Raw genomic sequence first — 16830 nt, forward strand, 5'->3', positions numbered from 1 at the left:
AAGAGCGAGCATGGACCTTTCGCGCGAATCCGAGTTCCCGGCAGACCTGAGCCCTTTGGCCTGGGTCCAGGAGGAACTGCGTCGCACGCTGGAATCGGTGCACAAGGCCCTGCGCCGAGTGCTCCGCGATACCGACGCGCGCGTTTCCACCCTGGGCGGCGAAGGCCAGCCCAGCCCGGCGCTGCAGGGAGCGGCCCAACAGATGCACCAGGCCGCCGGCGTGCTGTCGGTGGTGAGCCTTCCGGCTGCCGCGCAGTTGCTGCGCGCCGCCGAGGCCACGCTGTTCCGACTGGCCGAAAACCCGGCCCTGGTGTCGGTGGCGGAGGTGGAAGCGGTCGAGCGGGCCGACTTCGCCGTGCTGGCCTTCATTGCCAAGACCCTGGCCGGCGGCCAGCCCAGTTCGCTGGCGCTGTTCCCGGCCTACCAGACCTTGCAGGAACTCAACGGGGCAGGCCGCATTCACCCGGCCGACCTGTGGACCCAGGAGTTCCGCTGGCGTGACCTGGCGGCCGACACGTCGGTGCGCGCCCTCACGCCTGAACAGATGCGCGCGCCTTTCGAGGCCCTGCTGCTCAAGCAGATGCGCGCGCCTGCGCCCGGACAGGGCCAGTTGCTGAGCGACTTGTGCGCCGGCCTGGCACTGACCCAGACCCAGCCCCACGGCCGCACGCTGTGGCTGCTGGCGGCTGCCCAGTTCGAAGCCCAGTCCCGCGGCCTGCTGCCGGTGGACACGCTGGTCAAACGTCTGGGTTCGCGCCTGCTGGCGCAACTGCGCGCCGGCCGCGATGCGGCGCCGTCCGAGCGTCTGGCCAAGGACCTGCTGTTCTTTGCCGCCGCCGCCAAGCATCCGGCCCCCGGCACCGCGCCGCGTCTGGAAGCCGTGCAGGTGGCTTACGGCCTGATCGAGGCCCCGTCCGTCGACTACCGCGACGACACGCTGGGCAAGATCGACCCGACCTGGGTGCAGGCGGCCAAGCGCCGCGTCGCCACCGCCAAGGAATCCTGGGGATCCGCCGCTGAAGGCGAGACCCACCGTCTGGGCGGCCTGGACGAACAATTCGCCGGCGTGGCCGAGTCGCTGCAAAAGCTCTTCCCCAGCGGGGACGTGCTGGGCGACACGCTGCGCCGTGCCGTCGTGGCCACGCTGCGTTCGGGCCGTGCGCCCGAGCCGACCCTGGCCATGGAAATCGCCACGGCGATGCTCTACCTGGAAGCGGCCCTGGAAGACGAGGCCTTCGACCAGCCGGAGCAGGCCGAACGGGTCGTCAACCTGTCCCGTCGCATCGAGGCGGTGGCCAAGGGCCAGGCGCCCGAGCCGCTGGAAGCCTGGATGGAAGAGCTGTACCGCCGCGTGGCGGACCGCCAGACCCTGGGCTCGGTGGTGCATGAACTGCGCGCCAGCCTCTCGGAGGTCGAGCGCCAGTGCGACGAGTATTTCCGCGACCCCACCAAGCGTGATCTCCTGATCCCGGTGCCGAGCCAACTGCAGACCATGCGCGGCGTGTTCAGCGTGCTGGGCCTGTCGCAGGCGGCCCAGGCCACGCTGCGCATGCGCGACCAGGTGGATGAGCTGGCCCAGACCGAAGTGGATCCGGCCCTGCCGGGTCCGCGCGCCCAATTCGACCGTCTGGCCAACAACCTCGGTGCGCTCGGCTTCCTGATCGACATGCTCAGCGTCCAGCCGCACCTGGCCAAGCGCATGTTCCGCTTCGACGATGCCAGCGGCCTGCTGCAATCGCTGGTGGGTCGCGAGAGCGAACATCACCCGGTCGCCGAAGCCGCCAACGAAGCGCCCGAACAGGCGCCGGCCCCGCAACTGCTGGACCAGCTGCAGGCCACGGCCGCCGCGGTCGCCCAGGGCGATCGTCCGGCCGAAGACCTGGCCCGCGACCTGGAACGCATCTCGCAGGAAGCCCGCGCTGCGGACGACCTGAACCTGGCCCAGGCTGCCCAGCAAGCCCAGCAGCAACTGCTGAGCGAAGGGCAGGAAAACACCGCTGCCGAGTCGCTGCAGCAGTTCATCGAGGCCTCGGCCCCGGTGGCGCCGCCGGCCGTGCCCGAGTCCGCGCCGATTCCGCAGGAAGAAGCGGAAGTCGACCAGGAGATGCTGGAAATCTTCCTGGAAGAAGCCGGCGAAGTGGTCACCACCGCCCGCGACGCGCTGGCCGTGCTGGCCCGCGACAGCAGCAACCGCGAAGAGCTGACCACCGTCCGCCGCGCTTTCCACACGCTCAAGGGCAGCTCCCGCATGGTGGGGCTCAATGAGTTCGGTGAAGCCGGCTGGGCCTTTGAACAGCTCTACAACCATCGCCTCTCCGAGCATCCGCAGGCCGATGCCGACCTGCTGCGTCTGAGCCATGAAGCGCTGGACGCCTTCCAGGCCTGGGCGACCGCCATTGGCGAGAAGCGTCCGCACGGCTACAGCAGCGTGCCGTTCCGTGCCGCGGCCGATGCCCTGCGTCTGGAGAACCGCTACGCACCGCTGCAGATCTCTGCGGCGCCCGTGGCTGCTGCGGCGCCTGTCGCTGCTGCGGCTGCCGCTGCTGCTGCTGCTGCCCCGGTGATCGTTCCCGCCGACGTGCCCGAACTGGTGGAAGTGCCGGAGATCATCGAGGTCGCCGAGGTGCCCGAGGTGGTGGAAGTGGCCGAGCGGCCCACCGCCGTCGAGACCCTGGACGACCGTCCGCTGGCACCGCTGGAAGCCGCCACGCCCGTGGTGGCCGACGGTCTGCCTTCGCTCGAGCTGCCGGCCCTGGACGTCCCGCCGCTGACTGCCGACGCCGCAGCGTCTGCAGCCTCTGTAACGGCCGCCGTGGACGAGCCGACGCTGGACCTGTCGCTGGATTTCCCGTCCGAGGCAACGGCCCCGGCTCGCGACGTGCCCGAACTCGACGTCGCGCTGGACCTGCCCGCTCTCTCCGCCGAAGCATCGCTGGATGTGGCGCCCGCAGTGCCCGAGCTGGTGGACGTGCCGACGCTGCCCGTGGCCACCGCCGACGAAGCGCCGCTGCTCGACATGCCGGAAGGCTGGCCGACTGACCTCGACACCGAGGAAGTCCACGCCACCGAGCCGATGCCGCTGCCGATCGACGACGTGGTGGAAGCGCCTGCGCTGCCTGCCGACGCGACTGTCAGTGCCGACAGCCTGGACCTGGACCTGCTGGATCTCTCCAGCCTGGACCAGCCCGTGGCCGCCGACGCTTCGACCGCTGCTGCTGCCGCCGACGCTGATGCCTCCACCGAATCGGTCGATCTGCATCTGGACCTGAACAGCGAGCTGCTGAGCAGCCCGTCGGTGCAGGCCGAAGCACCTGCCGCCGCATCGGCAGAAGAGCCGATCATCGAGCAGGCCTTCGCCCCGGTGCCGGCCGCCGCGCCTGTGCTGAGCCTGGTGGGCGGCACCGCGGTGGACACCGACGTGCCCGACGAAGACACCGACGCCGCCGAAGACAGCGACGAAGGCGTCAAGGTCATCGGTCATCTGCGCATCAGCATTGCGCTGTTCAACATCTTCCTCAATGAGGCGGATGAGCGCTCGCGCCGCCTGCAGGTGGAGCTGACCGAATGGTCGCTGCTGCCGCAGTCGCCGCTGCCGCAGGATGCCGAGCCGCTGGCGCATGCCCTGGCTGGCAGCGCCGCCACCGTCGGTTTCGACGACCTGTCCACGTTGGCCCGTGCGCTGGAGCATGCGCTGGGCCGCGCGCAAGGCCATGAGGTGGCCGACCCGACGCTGTTCCAGCGCGGTTCGGACGAGATCCGCCGCCTGCTGCATCAGTTCGCGGCCGGCTTCCTGAAGGAAGTCGACGGCGAGCTGCTGGCGCAGCTGCAACTGTTCCAGCCCGGCGCGCCGCTGCCCGATGGCGCCCTGGACAGCGACGAAGGCCTGCTGGCCATGTCGCTGGACGAGGTGTCGACCGCTGCGCATGCGACGGAAGCGCCGGTGCCGGCCTATCTCGCACCCACGCCTGCGGTGGTGCCCGCCGCTGACACATCCGCTGACGCATCCGTCAACGAATTCGCCGACGACGATTTCGACTTCAGCCTGCCCGACCAGATCGAGCCGGAGCTGATGCCGATCTTCGAGGAAGAAGCCGAAGACCTGCTGCGTCAACTGCATGCCGGCCTGCGCGAATGGGCCTCGCAGCCACAGGACGCTTCGCGCGCCTCGGCCTGCATGCGGGTGCTGCACACCTTCAAGGGTGGTGCCCGCCTGGCCGGTGCGATGCGCCTGGGTGAACAGGCTCACAACCTCGAGTCCCAGATCGAACGCCTGATGGGCGATGGCGCGGCCGACCATGGCCAGGTCACCGACCTGCAGGACGCCGCCGACGCGCTCGAGTACAGCTTCCAGAACCTGCAGCGTGACTGGCGCAATCCGGCGCCGGTGGTGCCCGCGCCGATGGTGGCCCCGGTGGCCGCTCCGGTGGTGGCCCCTGCGCCGGTCGAAGCACCTGCTGCGGTGCAAGCCGTCGAGCCGGTGGAACTGCTGGATGTGGTGGAGGCCGTGGAGGTCCCCGCCGTCATCGAGACGGAAGCGCCCGTGGCCGCCGAGCTGCCGGTGGAAGGTTCCGACGCCGTCGTGGCGCCTGCTCTGGAGACGGAGGAAGCGCCGACTGCTGAAGCCGTCGCCGAGACGGTGACTGCACCCGCCGCACCGGTCGAAGCCCCGGCCGAAGCCCCGGTGGTTCAGCCCCAAGCCCAGGTGCCCGCCGTCGTGGCGGCACCGGTTGTGCCAGCCGACATCGACATCGACTGGGCCCACTTCAGCGAAGTGGCCGACCTGGGTCAACCGATGGAAAGCGCCCCGGTCGCGCCTGCCGCGCAAGTGCGTGTGCGGGGCGTGCTGCTGGAGCGCATGGCGGCCCTGTCCGGCGAAGTGGCGATCCGCCGCGCCCGTCTGGAATCCGAACTGGGCCAGATGCGCACCCTGCTGGGCGACCTGGACGACAACCTGGAGCGTCTGCGCACGCAACTGCGTGAGCTGGAGCTGCAGGCTGAAGCCCGCATCGCCGCCCGCCAGGAAGCCGCACAGGCCACCGGCAAGGACTTCGACCCGCTGGAGTTCGACCGTTACACCCGCTTCCAGGAACTGACCCGGATGCTGGCCGAATCGGTCAACGACGTGGCGACCGTGCAGCGAGGTCTGCAGCGCAACGTGGCGGCCGGTGAAGACGAACTCGCGGGCCAGTCCCGCCTGACGCGTGAACTGCAGGACGACCTGCTGCGCACCCGGATGGTGGAATTCGACAGCAGCCTGGGTGAACGTCTGCACCGCGTGGTCCGCCAGGCCGCTCGCGAAAGCGGCAAGCAGGCCCAGCTGGAAGTGCGCGGCGGCGGCGTGGAACTGGACCGTTCCGTGCTGGAACGTCTGACCGGCGCCTTCGAGCATCTGCTGCGCAACAGCGTGGTCCACGGCATTGAACCGGCCGCTGCCCGTGAAGCAGCCGGCAAGGCGCCGCTGGGTCGCATCGTGCTGAGCCTGCATCAGGAAGGCAACGAAATCCAGGTGCGCTTCACGGATGACGGTGCCGGCCTGAACCTGGACCGCATCCGCGCCCGCGGCGAAAGCCAGGGTCTGATCCAGCCGGGTCAGGCACTGACCGACAAGCAGCTCATGGAACTGATCTACGAGCCGGGCTTCTCCACCGCCGAGTCGCTGACCGAAATGGCCGGCCGTGGCGTGGGCATGGACGTGGTCCGTTCCGAAGTCAACACGCTGGGCGGCTACGTCATCACCGACTCCACGCCGGGCAAGGGCGCCAGCTTCGAGCTGCGCGTGCCCCTGACCACTGCGCTGACGCAGGTGGTGGTGCTGCGTTACGGTGACCGCAAGGTGGCGGTGCCCGCCAGCCTGATGCTGTCGGTGCAGCGCCTGACCGCCGACCAGGTGGACAAGGCCTACCAGGACGGCTTCATGCAGGTCGCCGGCGAGCAACTGCCCTTCTACTGGCTGGGCGGCCTGATGAACGCCAGCGAGCGCGGCATCGCCCAGGGCCGTACCCTGCCGGTGGTGCTGGTGCACAGCGCGCAGCAGCGTCTGGCCCTGCACGTGGACGAAGTCCTGGGCAACCAGGAAGTCGTGGTCAAGAACCTCGGACCGCAGCTGATGCAGGTGCCGGGCCTGGCGGGCATCAGCCTGCTGGCCTCGGGCGACGTGGCCCTGATCTACAACCCGGTCGCGCTGGCCAACCGTTACGGCCATGCCGCGCAGCAGCGCGTGCATGACCTGAGCGCCGCCGCGCAGGTGGTGGTGGAGAAGCCGAGCGAGCCGCTGCCGCCGCTGGTCATGGTGGTGGACGATTCGCTCACCGTGCGCCGCGTCACGCAGCGCATGCTCGAGCGCGAAGGCTACCGCGTGCTGCTGGCCAAGGACGGCCTGGATGCGATGGAGCGTCTGTCCGGCGATGAACTGCCGGCCGTGGTGCTCTCCGACATCGAGATGCCGCGCATGGACGGCTTCGACCTGGTCCGCAACCTGCGTGCCGATGCCCGTCTGCGGAATCTGCCGGTGATCATGATCACCTCGCGGATTGCGCAAAAGCATCGCGACTATGCGCAGCAATTGGGGGTTGATGACTATTTGGGCAAGCCCTACGACGAAGAGCACCTTTTGGGACTCATCGGTCGATACACTGCTCAAAACCTCGCCGGTCAGGCGGTAGTGTCGTAACGCCCGACGGATGGGCGTGGATTGAAACAGCGCCATGCCTCAGGTCGTTGATCATCTTGCAGAACTCACCGGGTTTCGTGACCGTGACGTCATGGACGTCACACTGGTCACGGCCCTGCGTGATCTTCTGGAAACCCCGGCGTCGGTCGCCATCTACCGCTGTGTCGGCGAGCCCGGCCAGCAGCGGTGGCTGACCCGCGCCCGCCTGCGCGCCGAAGACACGGTGGCGACTGCAGACTCGGTCTGGGTCGACCCTGACAAGCTGGCGCGCCTGGAAGACGTCCCCCGCCGTCACCAGTGCCTGAAGGAACGTGCCGTCCTGCAGGACCGCGACCAGAAGCAGTGGATCACCTACTTCCCGCTCGCCACCGAGCGCGAGGTCATCGGGGTGCTGGAACTGCAGACCTCCAGCCGTCCGAGCCCGTCGTCCCAGCGGCTGGTCATCAGCGTGCTGCGCATCTATCACAACTTCCAGGGCTTGCTGGACTACAGCGAGCGGGACACCCTCACCGGTCTGCTCAACCGCAAGACCTTTGACGAGAGCTTCCTCAAGGCTGTGTCCGAGCTGCCCGGCCGGGCCGCCAGCAGCGGGCAGGAAGAGCGCCGCCAGACGGAAGTGCATCCGCGCTATTGGCTGGGCGTGCTGGACATTGACCACTTCAAATCCATCAATGACCGTTTCGGCCATCTGATTGGCGACGAAGTGCTGCTGCTGCTGTCGCGCCTGATGCGCAACACCTTCCGCTTCAATGACCTGCTCTACCGTTTCGGGGGCGAGGAATTCGTGGTGCTGATGCGCTGCGAAAACGAGGAAGACGCCGCCAATGCCTTTGAGCGCTTCCGTCACAACACCGAGCATTACGCCTTCCCGCAGGTGGGCCGCATCACGGTGAGCATCGGCTTCACTCAGATCCGCGCGGGTGACTCGCCGGCGGGCGCCTTCGAGCGCGCCGACAAGGCGGTCTATCACGCCAAGGGCGCCGGTCGCAATCAGGTGCAGAGCCATGCCACGCTGATTGCGCAGGGCCAGATGTCCGAAGCGAGTCATACCAGCGACGTCGAGCTGTTCTGAATCGTCTCGACGATCGCTTCTGCACTCGCTTCAGTGCATTGCTCGCATGCCGGACACTGTCTGGCATTCCTTCCAGGCCAGTTCATCGCCATTGCAGGCCGCGCCGGGCTTGCATTTATTCACGCCCGCCTCTAGGGTGGGGGCTGCGCGTCTGACGCGAAGGGGTGGTCATTCAACCGGGTCGGGGTGGGCAATGACTCAACCAGTGCTAGGGACAATGACCGCGGAACAGACCAAGCGGGCCGACAGGTCCCCATCTGCATGCGCATATTGAGCTTCCCGGTGGCCGCGGGCCTCTTGCTGGCCGGCTGTGTGGCCTTTGTGGTGACCGCCTATGGTGAATACCGAAGCCTGGGCGAATTGACCCGTCTGGAGAATGTGCGCGCCCATGCATTCAGCACGCAGGTGCTGATCAGCCGGTTCAATCATCTGCTGGTGGACCTGGAAACCGGTCAACGCGGTTTCCTCATTACGGGGGATGCCAGTTTTCTCCAGCCCTACGACCATGGATTGCGGGAACTCGATCCTCGTTATGGTGAATTGAAATCCGCCCTGCAGCGCTCCGGCGATGCGCAGGACGCGGCCATTGCACGTCTGGACCGACTGATTGCAGACCGGCGTGTGCAACTGGCCCAGAATGTCGAGAGCCGCTGGAAGCTCGGCGAAGCCGCCATTCGCAATGTGCAGGCCTGGGTGGCCGGCAAGCAGCTGATGGACGAGATTCGCGGAGAGCTCGACCGGCTGGACGCCTTGCAGCAGCAACGCATCAATGAGATTGAATCCGCCGTGCGGGAGCAGCAGGAGCAGACGGCACTGCTGGCCCAGATCTTCCCGGTGGTCGGCGGCACCCTGGTGGCCGCCGCGCTGCTGGCCCTCTGGGTAGAACGCAAGCGCCGCGACGAAGCCGAAGCCGCGCTGCGCGACAGCCATGCGCACCTGGAGACGGTGGTGGACCAGCGCACCCAGGCCCTGCGCGACGCGCTTGATCGCATCCAGAGCTTTGCGGCTGAACTGGACCGCAGCGTCGAAGGCGAGCGGCGGCGCCTGGCCCGCGAAGTGCACGACCAGCTCGGGCAGCTCGGCACCGCCAGCAAGATGCTGGTGATCTCGCTGACCCGCAAGCTGGCCCCCACGCGCGAGCCGATGCTCGATGAACTGCTGGGCATCTCGGACGACGTGATCGGCGCCGCGCGTCGCATTGCCTCCGCCCTGCGACCCCCGCTGCTGGACGACTTCGGCTTCTCTGCCGCGGTGCAGCATTACGCCCAGGGCCTGGAGCGCCAATCGGGCCTGGCCGTGACGCTGGACCTGAGCTCCGACGAAGGACTGGATGCTGAGCAGCACAACCAGCTGTTCCGGCTGCTGCAGGAAGCCGCCACGAATGTGCTGCGTCATGCACAGGCCCAGCATCTGGCCATCGAGTCACGGCTTGAGGGGAGCGACTATTGGCTGAGAATCCAGGATGATGGCGTCGGGCCCGGCCAGATCCGGGCCGATGCATCCGGTTTGAGAAACATGCGAGAGCGTGCCGTACTGGCAGGGGGCGAGATGAGTTTCGGGCCCGCCCCCGGACAGGGCACGAGGGTGGAAGTCCGTGTGCCGATGAAAATGGCCGTGCCGAACGCGACGTCGGCGCAGGCCGCTTCCGGTTCAGGCCCGGCGTCCAGATCTGCTGCCATTGAAAACGAGGAGGGTTGGGATGAGGTTTCTGATCGTTGATGACCATCCGATCATGCGGCTGGGGGTCAAGCAGCTGATCCACTCCCAGTGGCCGGATGCCCAGATCGATGAAGCATCCACCATTGCCGACGCCCTCCGCCTGGGGCAGGCCGAGCCGCCCAATGCCATCGTGCTGGACCTGTCGCTGCCGGATGCCACCGGCACCGAAGGCGCCAGCCGCATCCTGCGTGCCATCAAGAACGTGCCGGTCCTGGTGCTCAGCCTGAATGCCGAGTCGGCCTATGCGGCCCGGCTGCTGCAGATGGGCGTCTCCGGCTACCTGCCCAAGGACAAGGCCACCGACGAACTCGTCCAGGCGCTGCAGCGGCTGCTGGCCGGCGGCCGCTACGTCACCGCCGCCATGGCGGACCATCTGCTGGGGCTGCTCAGCGGTCATGCGCCCAACCAGTTGCCGCATGAGCAGCTGTCCGCGCAGGAGCATCGGGTGATGCTCCTGATTGCCGCCGGCAAGACGCCGGCGGAGATCGCCGACACCATGCACCTGTCGGCCAAGACGGTCGGCACCTATCGCGCCCGCATCCTGGAGAAAACGGGCTGGCGCAATAACACCGAGCTGACCAAGTACTGCCTGCAGCATGGCCTGACGGATGCGCTGTAAGGCCCCGTCTGCGGCCGTGCTCCCCCCGCGATCCGGGGGGGTGGGGCGACAGGTTTGTCACGCAGATACCGCTGTCCCGACCTTGTAGGTGATTTCAGTACAAGAGCTCTGGTGGACACCCCACACCGGCTTGCGAGGCACGCTTCTCAACGCGGTCACGCGGTGGGCTCAAGATGCGAGCCAAGCCGCTCAACGACGGGCGGCATCTGAAGAAAGCGTCCCATGGATATCTTCCTCGTCGAGGACTCGTCGGCCATTCGCCGACTGCTGGCAGCCAGGCTGGACCTGATGCCGGGAGCCCGCGTCATTGGCGAGGCCGAAGGGGCACCGCAGGCCATCGCGCTGATCGACTGGCTGCAGCCGCAGACGGTGCTGCTGGACATGAACCTGGCCGTCGGCACCGGCCTCGATGTGTTGCGAGAGTTGCGCGGCCGTGGCTACAAGGGACGCATCCTGATGCTGAGCCAGCAGTCGGCCGAGCTCTACAAGGACCTGTGCATCAAGGCCGGGGCGGACGGCTTCTACGACAAGGGCACCGGCCTGGAGACGCTGTTCAACGACCTCGAAGAGCTGCTGCAGAGCGAGGCGGCCACCGGACGCCAGACCCGCATGTCGCCCCTGCTGCGGGACACGGTCACCGGGCTGTTGGGCCAGGTCGCGCTGCTGGAGCGGCTGGACCAGGTCTTGCGGGTGCTGCGCGGCGAGGCCCAGCCGGTGGTCGTGGCCGTGGTGGTGCTGCGGGGACTGCAGGCCCTGTTGCTCTCCCACGGGCCGGCCGCCACCGCGCCGATGCTGGTGGAGCTGGGACAGCGTCTGAAGGCCTGCACCGGCGAATCGGACCTGCTGGCCCGTCATGCGGATGAGCAGTTTGCGCTGGTGGTGTCCCGCGTGGCGACCGCTGCGGATGCGGAGGCGCTTTCGCAGCGGCTGGACGAGGCGCTGAGCCAGCCCTTCCAGTTGGCCGGACGGCCGCTGCTGCTGCACTGCTCGGTCGGTGTGGCGGTGTATCCCCGCGACGCCATCAGCGCGCGAGGCCTGCTGAATCTGGCGGAGTGCCGGGCCCATGGCGAGTCGCTGCCGTCGGACGGCAGCGCGGTGGTGCACTGAAGGCGGCGCCGCCGCCCAACCAGCGCCAGCGCCAGCACCAGCACCAGCACAGAACCCGCACCAGCACCAGCACCAGCACCAGCACCTGAGGCTAGGCCTCGGCCGCCCCTTCCGGCAGCTTGCGGTCCTTGACCACCGAATACCGGTCCAGCGTCGCCATGCGCGCCACCTCGTGCCGGATGATCGGTTCCGGATAGTCGCGGCCCAGCGTCACGCCGCAGGCCTGCAGTTCCACCGCGCGGGCCGTCCAGGGCGCGTGGATCAGCTTCGGGGGCAGCTTCTCCAGCACCGGCAGGTAGCGCTTGATGAATTTGCCGTCGCCATCGAATTTCTCGCTCTGGCTGACCGGATTGAAAATGCGGAAATACGGCTGCGCATCACAGCCGCTGGAGGCCGCCCATTGCCAGCCGCCGTTGTTGGCGGCCAGGTCGAAGTCCAGCAACTGCTGCGCGAAGTACCGCTCCCCCCAGCGCCAGTCGATGCCCAGGTCCTTGATCAGGAAGCTGGCCGTCACCATGCGCAGCCGGTTGTGCATGTAGCCGGTCTCGTTGAGCTGGGTCATGGCGGCGTCCACGATGGGGTAGCCGGTGCGTCCTTCACACCAGGCCTTGAAAAGCCGCTCGGCCTCGGCTCCGCTTTCCCACTGGATGCGGTCGTATTCCGGCCGGTAGGCCTGGCCCACCACATGCGGATGGTGATGCATGACCTGGTGGTAGAAATCGCGCCAGATCAACTCGGACAGCCAGGTCTGCGCGCCCTCGTTGCCCTTGCGGGCCCGGGCGCTGGCTTCGCGGGCCAACTGGCGGATGGACACCGTCCCGAATCGCAGATGCACGCTCAGGTAGCTGGGGCCCTTCACGGCGGGGAAGTCCCGCTGCTCGTCGTAGCGGTCGATGCGGGTGAGGAAGTCCTTGAACAGCCGCTGTGCGCCGTCGCTGCCGTCCATCAGCTTGGGGTTGACCGCCACCGACTCGAATCCGATCTCCTCGAGCGTCGGCACCCGTCGGTGGTGTTTCGGCGTCGCGGCCTTGGCGTGGGAGCGGGATGAGGCGGGCAGGGCCGCCAGGTCGGCCTGGAGCGCATCGGTCAGCGGTGCCAGGTGGCGCGCATACCGGCTGACCGGGTAGGCGCTGAGGTAGAAGTCGTTGACGGTCTTGAGCCAGTTGTTCTTGTAGGGCGTGAACACGCCATAGGGCTGCCTGCTGCCGGTCAGGATCTCCGAGCGCTCGAAGATGACATGGTCCTTGAAGCTCTGCACCGACACGCCGCGGCTCAGCAGGGCGTCGCCGACGGCGGTGTCCCGTTTCAGGGCGTCCGGCTCGTCGTCGTGATTGAAGTAGAGCGCGCCCGCGCCCAGCGCTGCCACCACGGCGGGCAGTTCCTTCCGGGCCGGGCCATGCCGCACGATCAGGCCGGCACCGTCGGCCAGCCGGCCCAGGTCGGCGTCCAGCACCCGCAGCGCGTCCAGGATGAAGGCGACACGGCGGTCGGCGCGGGGCAGGGGGTCCAGGATGTCGGTGTCCAGCACGAACACGCAAAACACCCGGGTGTGGCGCTTGAGGGCGTGGAAGAGGGCGGCATGGTCGTCGGCCCGCAAGTCGCGGCGGAACCAGACCAGGGCGGTGTTCGGATCGGGGGCGGCGCTGGAGCCGCCGTGGGAGGAGGCGTTCGTCATGGACGGGGAGTGTCGGTGAAATAGAATGCCCGCATGTCCAAGGAACGCATCGATCTGACCAACCAGTTCCTGATCGCCATGCCGGGCATGGTGGACGAGACCTTTGCCGGGTCAGTGGTCTACCTGTGCGAGCATAACGAGAAGGGTGCCCTGGGGTTGGTCATCAACAAACCGATTTCCCTGACCCTGGGCAACCTCTTCGAGAAGGTCGAACTGGAACTGCCGGATGAAGACCTGGCGGCTCGCCCCGTGTTCTACGGGGGGCCGGTCCAGACGGAGCGCGGCTTCGTGCTGCATGAACCGCTGGACGCGCAGGGCAATCACTACAACGCCACGCTGGCAGTGCCGGGCGGGCTGGAGATGACCACCAGCCGGGATGTGCTGGAGGCCCTCTCGCATGGCGCGGGCCCCAAGCGGGTGCTGATCACGCTGGGCTACAGCGGATGGGCGGCCGGGCAACTGGAAGAGGAGCTGGGGCGCAACGGCTGGATCACGGTGAATGCAACGCCGGAGATCATTTTTGAGACGCCGATCGAGGAACGCTACGAAAAGGCGTTGGCGCTCCTCGGCATCGACCCCCGCATGCTCAGCCCAGAGGCAGGGCATGCATAAATCAAGCCCCCCAGTCGCTTCGCTCCTGCCCCCAAGGGGCGCCGCCCGGTGGCCTGGCAGAGCCAGTTCCACGGGCGTGGCCGGATGGGCCCAGCGTCGCTGCGCGACTGGGCGGGGGCGGCGTGATGGGTGCTGAGAAGGTGCCTGTGCAGCTGCTTGGTTTTGATTTCGGGACGAAGCGTATTGGGGTGGCCAGCGGGAATCGGTTGCTGGGCACGGCGCAGGGGCTGCGGACGATTGCGGAGCAGGGCGACGCGCGGTTCGTGGCCATCGGCAAGCTGATCCAGGAATGGCAGCCGGATGCGCTGGTCGTCGGCGTGCCCCGGCACCCCGATGGGCAGCCCCATGAGATGACCCAGCGTGCGCAGCGGTTTGCAGGGCAACTGCGCGGACGCTTCAAGTTGACGGTGCTGGAAGTCGATGAACGCTACACCAGCGCCGAAGCCCAGTCCCAAGGCGCGCGCGACCTGGATGCCGCCAGCGCCGCCCTGATCCTCGAACAGTATTTCCGGGAATCTCCATGAGCACTCTCCTTCTCGATGCAGAAGCCCTGTATGCGGACCTGCGCCGCGGCGTGCACCGGCTGCTGCAGCCCCAGGTCGCCCTGGTCGGCATCTGGTCCGGCGGCGCCTGGCTCGCCGAACGCCTGCAGCAGGACCTGCAGCTCGACGGCCAGCACGGCGTGATCTCCAGCGCCCTGCATCGCGATGACTTCGGCTCCAAGGGCATGAGCGCCACCACCGACCACACGCGCCTGCCCTTCGACATCAACGACCGTCACGTCCTGCTGATCGACGACGTGCTCTACACCGGCCGCACCACCCGCGCCGTGATCAACGAGCTGTTCGACTTCGGCCGCCCCGCCAGCGTCACCCTGGCCGTGCTGGTGGACCGCGGCGGCCGCGAACTGCCGATCGAGCCGGCCTTCTCCGCCGCCCGCGTCGCCCTGGCGCCCGAGCAGCGCCTGCGCCTGGCCAAGGACACCGACGGACGGTTCAGCTTTGACGTGAAATGACCATGCTGAGTAAACGAAACCCCCAACTGAACAAGCACGGCGAGCTGGTCCACCTGCTCTCCACCGAGGGGCTGCCCCGCGCGGTCATCCATCAGATCCTGGACACCGCCGGCACCTTCCTGTCGGTCAACGACCGGGAAGTGAAGAAGGTGCCGCTGCTACGCGGCAAGTCGGTGTTCAACCTGTTCTTCGAGAACAGCACCCGCACCCGCACCACCTTCGAGATCGCCGCCAAGCGCCTGTCCGCTGACGTGATCAACCTCGACATCGCCCGCTCCAGCACCGCCAAGGGCGAGACCCTGCTGGACACGGTGGCCAACCTCTCGGCCATGCATGCCGACATGTTCGTGGTGCGCCACAGCGAGTCCGGCGCCCCCTATCTGATCGCCCAGCACTGCGCGCCGCATGTGCATGTGGTCAATGCCGGTGACGGCCGTCATGCCCACCCCACGCAGGGGCTGCTGGACATGTACACCATCCGTCACTACAAGAAGGACTTCACCCAGCTGACGGTGGCGATCGTCGGCGACATCGTGCACTCCCGGGTGGCCCGCTCGGACATCCATGCCCTGAACATCCTGGGCGTGCCCGAGATCCGCGCCGTCGGCCCCAAGACCCTGGTGCCCGGTGACCTGAAGGACATGGGCGTGCGCGTGTGCCACGACATGGCCGAAGGCATGCGCGATGCCGACGTCATCATCATGCTGCGCCTGCAGAACGAGCGCATGAGCGGCGCCATGCTGCCCAGCGCCGGCGAGTACTTCAAGAGTTTCGGCCTGACCCCCGAGAAACTGGCCCTGGCCAAGCCCGATGCCATCGTGATGCACCCGGGCCCCATCAACCGCGGCGTGGAAATCTCGTCCAGCGTGGCCGATGGCCAGCACAGCGTCATCCTGCCGCAGGTCACCTTCGGCATTGCGGTGCGCATGGCCGTGATGTCCATCCTGGCCGGCAACGAGGCTTGAAGAGAGGCTGGAGCACTGTATGAAGATCCTGATTCAGAACGGACGCCTGCTGGACCCCGCCTCGGGCCTGGACCAGACGGGTGACCTGGCGATTGCCTCGGGCCGTATCGTCGGCGTGGGGCAGGTGGGTGACTTCACCGCCGACCGCACCATCGACGCCACCGGCCTGGTGGTGGCCCCCGGCCTGGTGGACCTGGCCGCGCGGCTGCGCGAACCGGGGCACGAGCACGAAGGCCTGCTGGAGAGCGAACTGGCCGCCGCCGCCGCCGGTGGTGTGACCAGCCTGGTCTGCCCGCCCGACACCGACCCCGCGCTGGATGAGCCGGGCCTTGTGGAAATGCTCAAGTTCCGCGCCCGCAAGCTCAGCCGCTGCCGCCTGTTCCCGCTGGGCGCCATCACCCGCGGACTGGCCGGCGAGACGCTGACCGAGATGGCCGAGCTGACCGAAGCCGGCTGCGTCGCCTTCTCCCATGCCGCCGAGCCGATCCGCAATACGCTGACGATGCAGCGCGCCATGCAGTACGCCGCCAGCTTCGGTTATGCGCTCTGGCTGCATCCGCGCGACCCCTGGCTCAGCGGTGGCGTGGCCGCCAGCGGCGCGGTCGCCACGCGCCTGGGCCTGTCCGGCGAGCCGGTGGCCGCCGAAACCGTCGCCCTGCACACCATCCTGGAACTGGTGCGGGCCACCGGCGCCCGGGTGCATCTGTGTCGCCTCAGCAGCGCCGCCGGCGTGGACCTGGTGCGCCGTGCCAAGCAGGAAGGCCTGCCAGTGACGGCCGATGTGTCGATCAACTCGCTGCACCTGACCGATGTGGACATCGGCTACTTCAACCCCGCTTTCCGCCTCCAGCCGCCGCTGCGCCAGCAGCGCGACCGGGACGCCCTGCGCCAGGGTCTGGCGGACGGCACGATCGATGCCCTGGTGAGCGACCACAACCCGGTCTCCACCGACGAAAAGCACCTGCCTTTCGCGGAAGCCACGCCCGGTGCGACCGGTCTGGAACTGCTGCTGAGCCTGGCGCTGCGCTGGGCCCAGGACGAAGGCCTGCCGATGGCCCGCGCGCTGGATGTGATCACCGCGCGTCCGGTCAAAGTGCTGGGCGGGGCGCTGGGCTCGCTGTCGGCCAGCGCCGGCCGCCTGGTGGAGGGTGGCGTGGGCGATGTCTGCGTCTTCGATCCCGAAGCCTCCGGCGCCGTGACGCCCGAGCGCCTGGTCAGCCAGGGCAAGCACACGCCTTTTGCCTTCGACATCACCGGTTTTGAACTGCCCGGCCAGGTGCGGTTCACGCTGGTCGCGGGCACGGTGGCCTACGAATCCCTGGTGACGGAAGCGGCCGCCTGATGCGGGCGCTGGTGGCGGCCGGACGGGTAGTCCG

11 protein-coding genes are annotated in these 16830 nt (G+C 68.0%); 10 read left to right on the top strand and 1 reads right to left on the bottom strand.

Annotation, left to right across the window (positions count from 1 at the left end; translation table 11 throughout):
* Window positions 1–10: 10 nt before the first annotated feature.
* From DES44_RS01550 to DES44_RS01570, 5 genes are all read left to right on the top strand, one after another.
* On the top strand, window positions 11–6670 hold the full coding sequence (locus DES44_RS01550) for a hybrid sensor histidine kinase/response regulator (RefSeq protein WP_058936515.1): 6660 nt from the start codon (window positions 11–13) through the stop codon (window positions 6668–6670).
* A gap of 91 nt (window positions 6671–6761) precedes the next feature.
* Entirely contained in the window at window positions 6762–7742 is a 981-nt protein-coding gene (locus tag DES44_RS01555) for a GGDEF domain-containing protein (protein ID WP_232309838.1), read from the top strand.
* Between the two features lie 261 nt (window positions 7743–8003).
* Window positions 8004–9461 carry a CHASE3 domain-containing protein gene (locus DES44_RS01560; RefSeq protein WP_083525843.1) on the top strand — a complete coding sequence of 486 codons (1458 nt, stop codon included), beginning with the start codon at window positions 8004–8006 and terminating at the stop codon, window positions 9459–9461.
* The gene (locus tag DES44_RS01565) at window positions 9442–10080 is read left to right on the top strand and encodes a response regulator (protein ID WP_058936512.1); all 639 of its coding nucleotides are present in this window, start codon (window positions 9442–9444) and stop codon (window positions 10078–10080) included. Before DES44_RS01560 ends, DES44_RS01565 begins: the two co-directional genes overlap by 20 nt.
* 222 nt (window positions 10081–10302) lie before the next feature.
* Window positions 10303–11187, top strand: coding sequence for a diguanylate cyclase domain-containing protein (locus DES44_RS01570; protein ID WP_058936511.1), 885 nt, complete (start codon window positions 10303–10305; stop codon window positions 11185–11187).
* A 91-nt stretch (window positions 11188–11278) separates the two neighbouring features.
* Here DES44_RS01570 and DES44_RS01575 read toward each other — a convergent pair whose 3' ends face one another.
* Window positions 11279–12862: a cryptochrome/photolyase family protein gene (locus DES44_RS01575; RefSeq protein ID WP_058936510.1), complete on the bottom strand. Its 1584-nt coding sequence runs from the start codon at window positions 12860–12862 to the stop codon at window positions 11279–11281.
* 33 nt (window positions 12863–12895) lie between these two features.
* On the opposite strand from DES44_RS01575, the gene DES44_RS01580 reads away from it, so the two are divergent.
* The 5 genes from DES44_RS01580 to DES44_RS01600 all read left to right on the top strand — a co-directional run bounded on the left by DES44_RS01580 (window position 12896) and on the right by DES44_RS01600 (window position 16796).
* On the top strand, window positions 12896–13474 hold the full coding sequence (locus DES44_RS01580; protein WP_058936509.1) for a YqgE/AlgH family protein: 579 nt from the start codon (window positions 12896–12898) through the stop codon (window positions 13472–13474).
* Between the two features lie 125 nt (window positions 13475–13599).
* Window positions 13600–13998: a Holliday junction resolvase RuvX gene (gene ruvX / locus DES44_RS01585; RefSeq protein WP_058936508.1), complete on the top strand. Its 399-nt coding sequence runs from the start codon at window positions 13600–13602 to the stop codon at window positions 13996–13998.
* Window positions 13995–14489 carry a bifunctional pyr operon transcriptional regulator/uracil phosphoribosyltransferase PyrR gene (pyrR, locus tag DES44_RS01590; RefSeq protein ID WP_058936507.1) on the top strand — a complete coding sequence of 165 codons (495 nt, stop codon included), beginning with the start codon at window positions 13995–13997 and terminating at the stop codon, window positions 14487–14489. The genes ruvX and pyrR overlap by 4 nt, the downstream gene beginning before the upstream one ends.
* 2 nt (window positions 14490–14491) lie before the next feature.
* On the top strand, window positions 14492–15454 hold the full coding sequence (locus DES44_RS01595; RefSeq protein ID WP_058937594.1) for an aspartate carbamoyltransferase catalytic subunit: 963 nt from the start codon (window positions 14492–14494) through the stop codon (window positions 15452–15454).
* Between the two features lie 19 nt (window positions 15455–15473).
* On the top strand, window positions 15474–16796 hold the full coding sequence (locus DES44_RS01600) for a dihydroorotase (protein ID WP_058936506.1): 1323 nt from the start codon (window positions 15474–15476) through the stop codon (window positions 16794–16796).
* Window positions 16797–16830: the final 34 nt, after the last annotated feature.

It is taken from the genome of Roseateles depolymerans, assembly GCF_003387155.1.
Taxonomy (GTDB): Bacteria; Pseudomonadota; Gammaproteobacteria; order Burkholderiales; family Burkholderiaceae_C; genus Roseateles; species Roseateles depolymerans.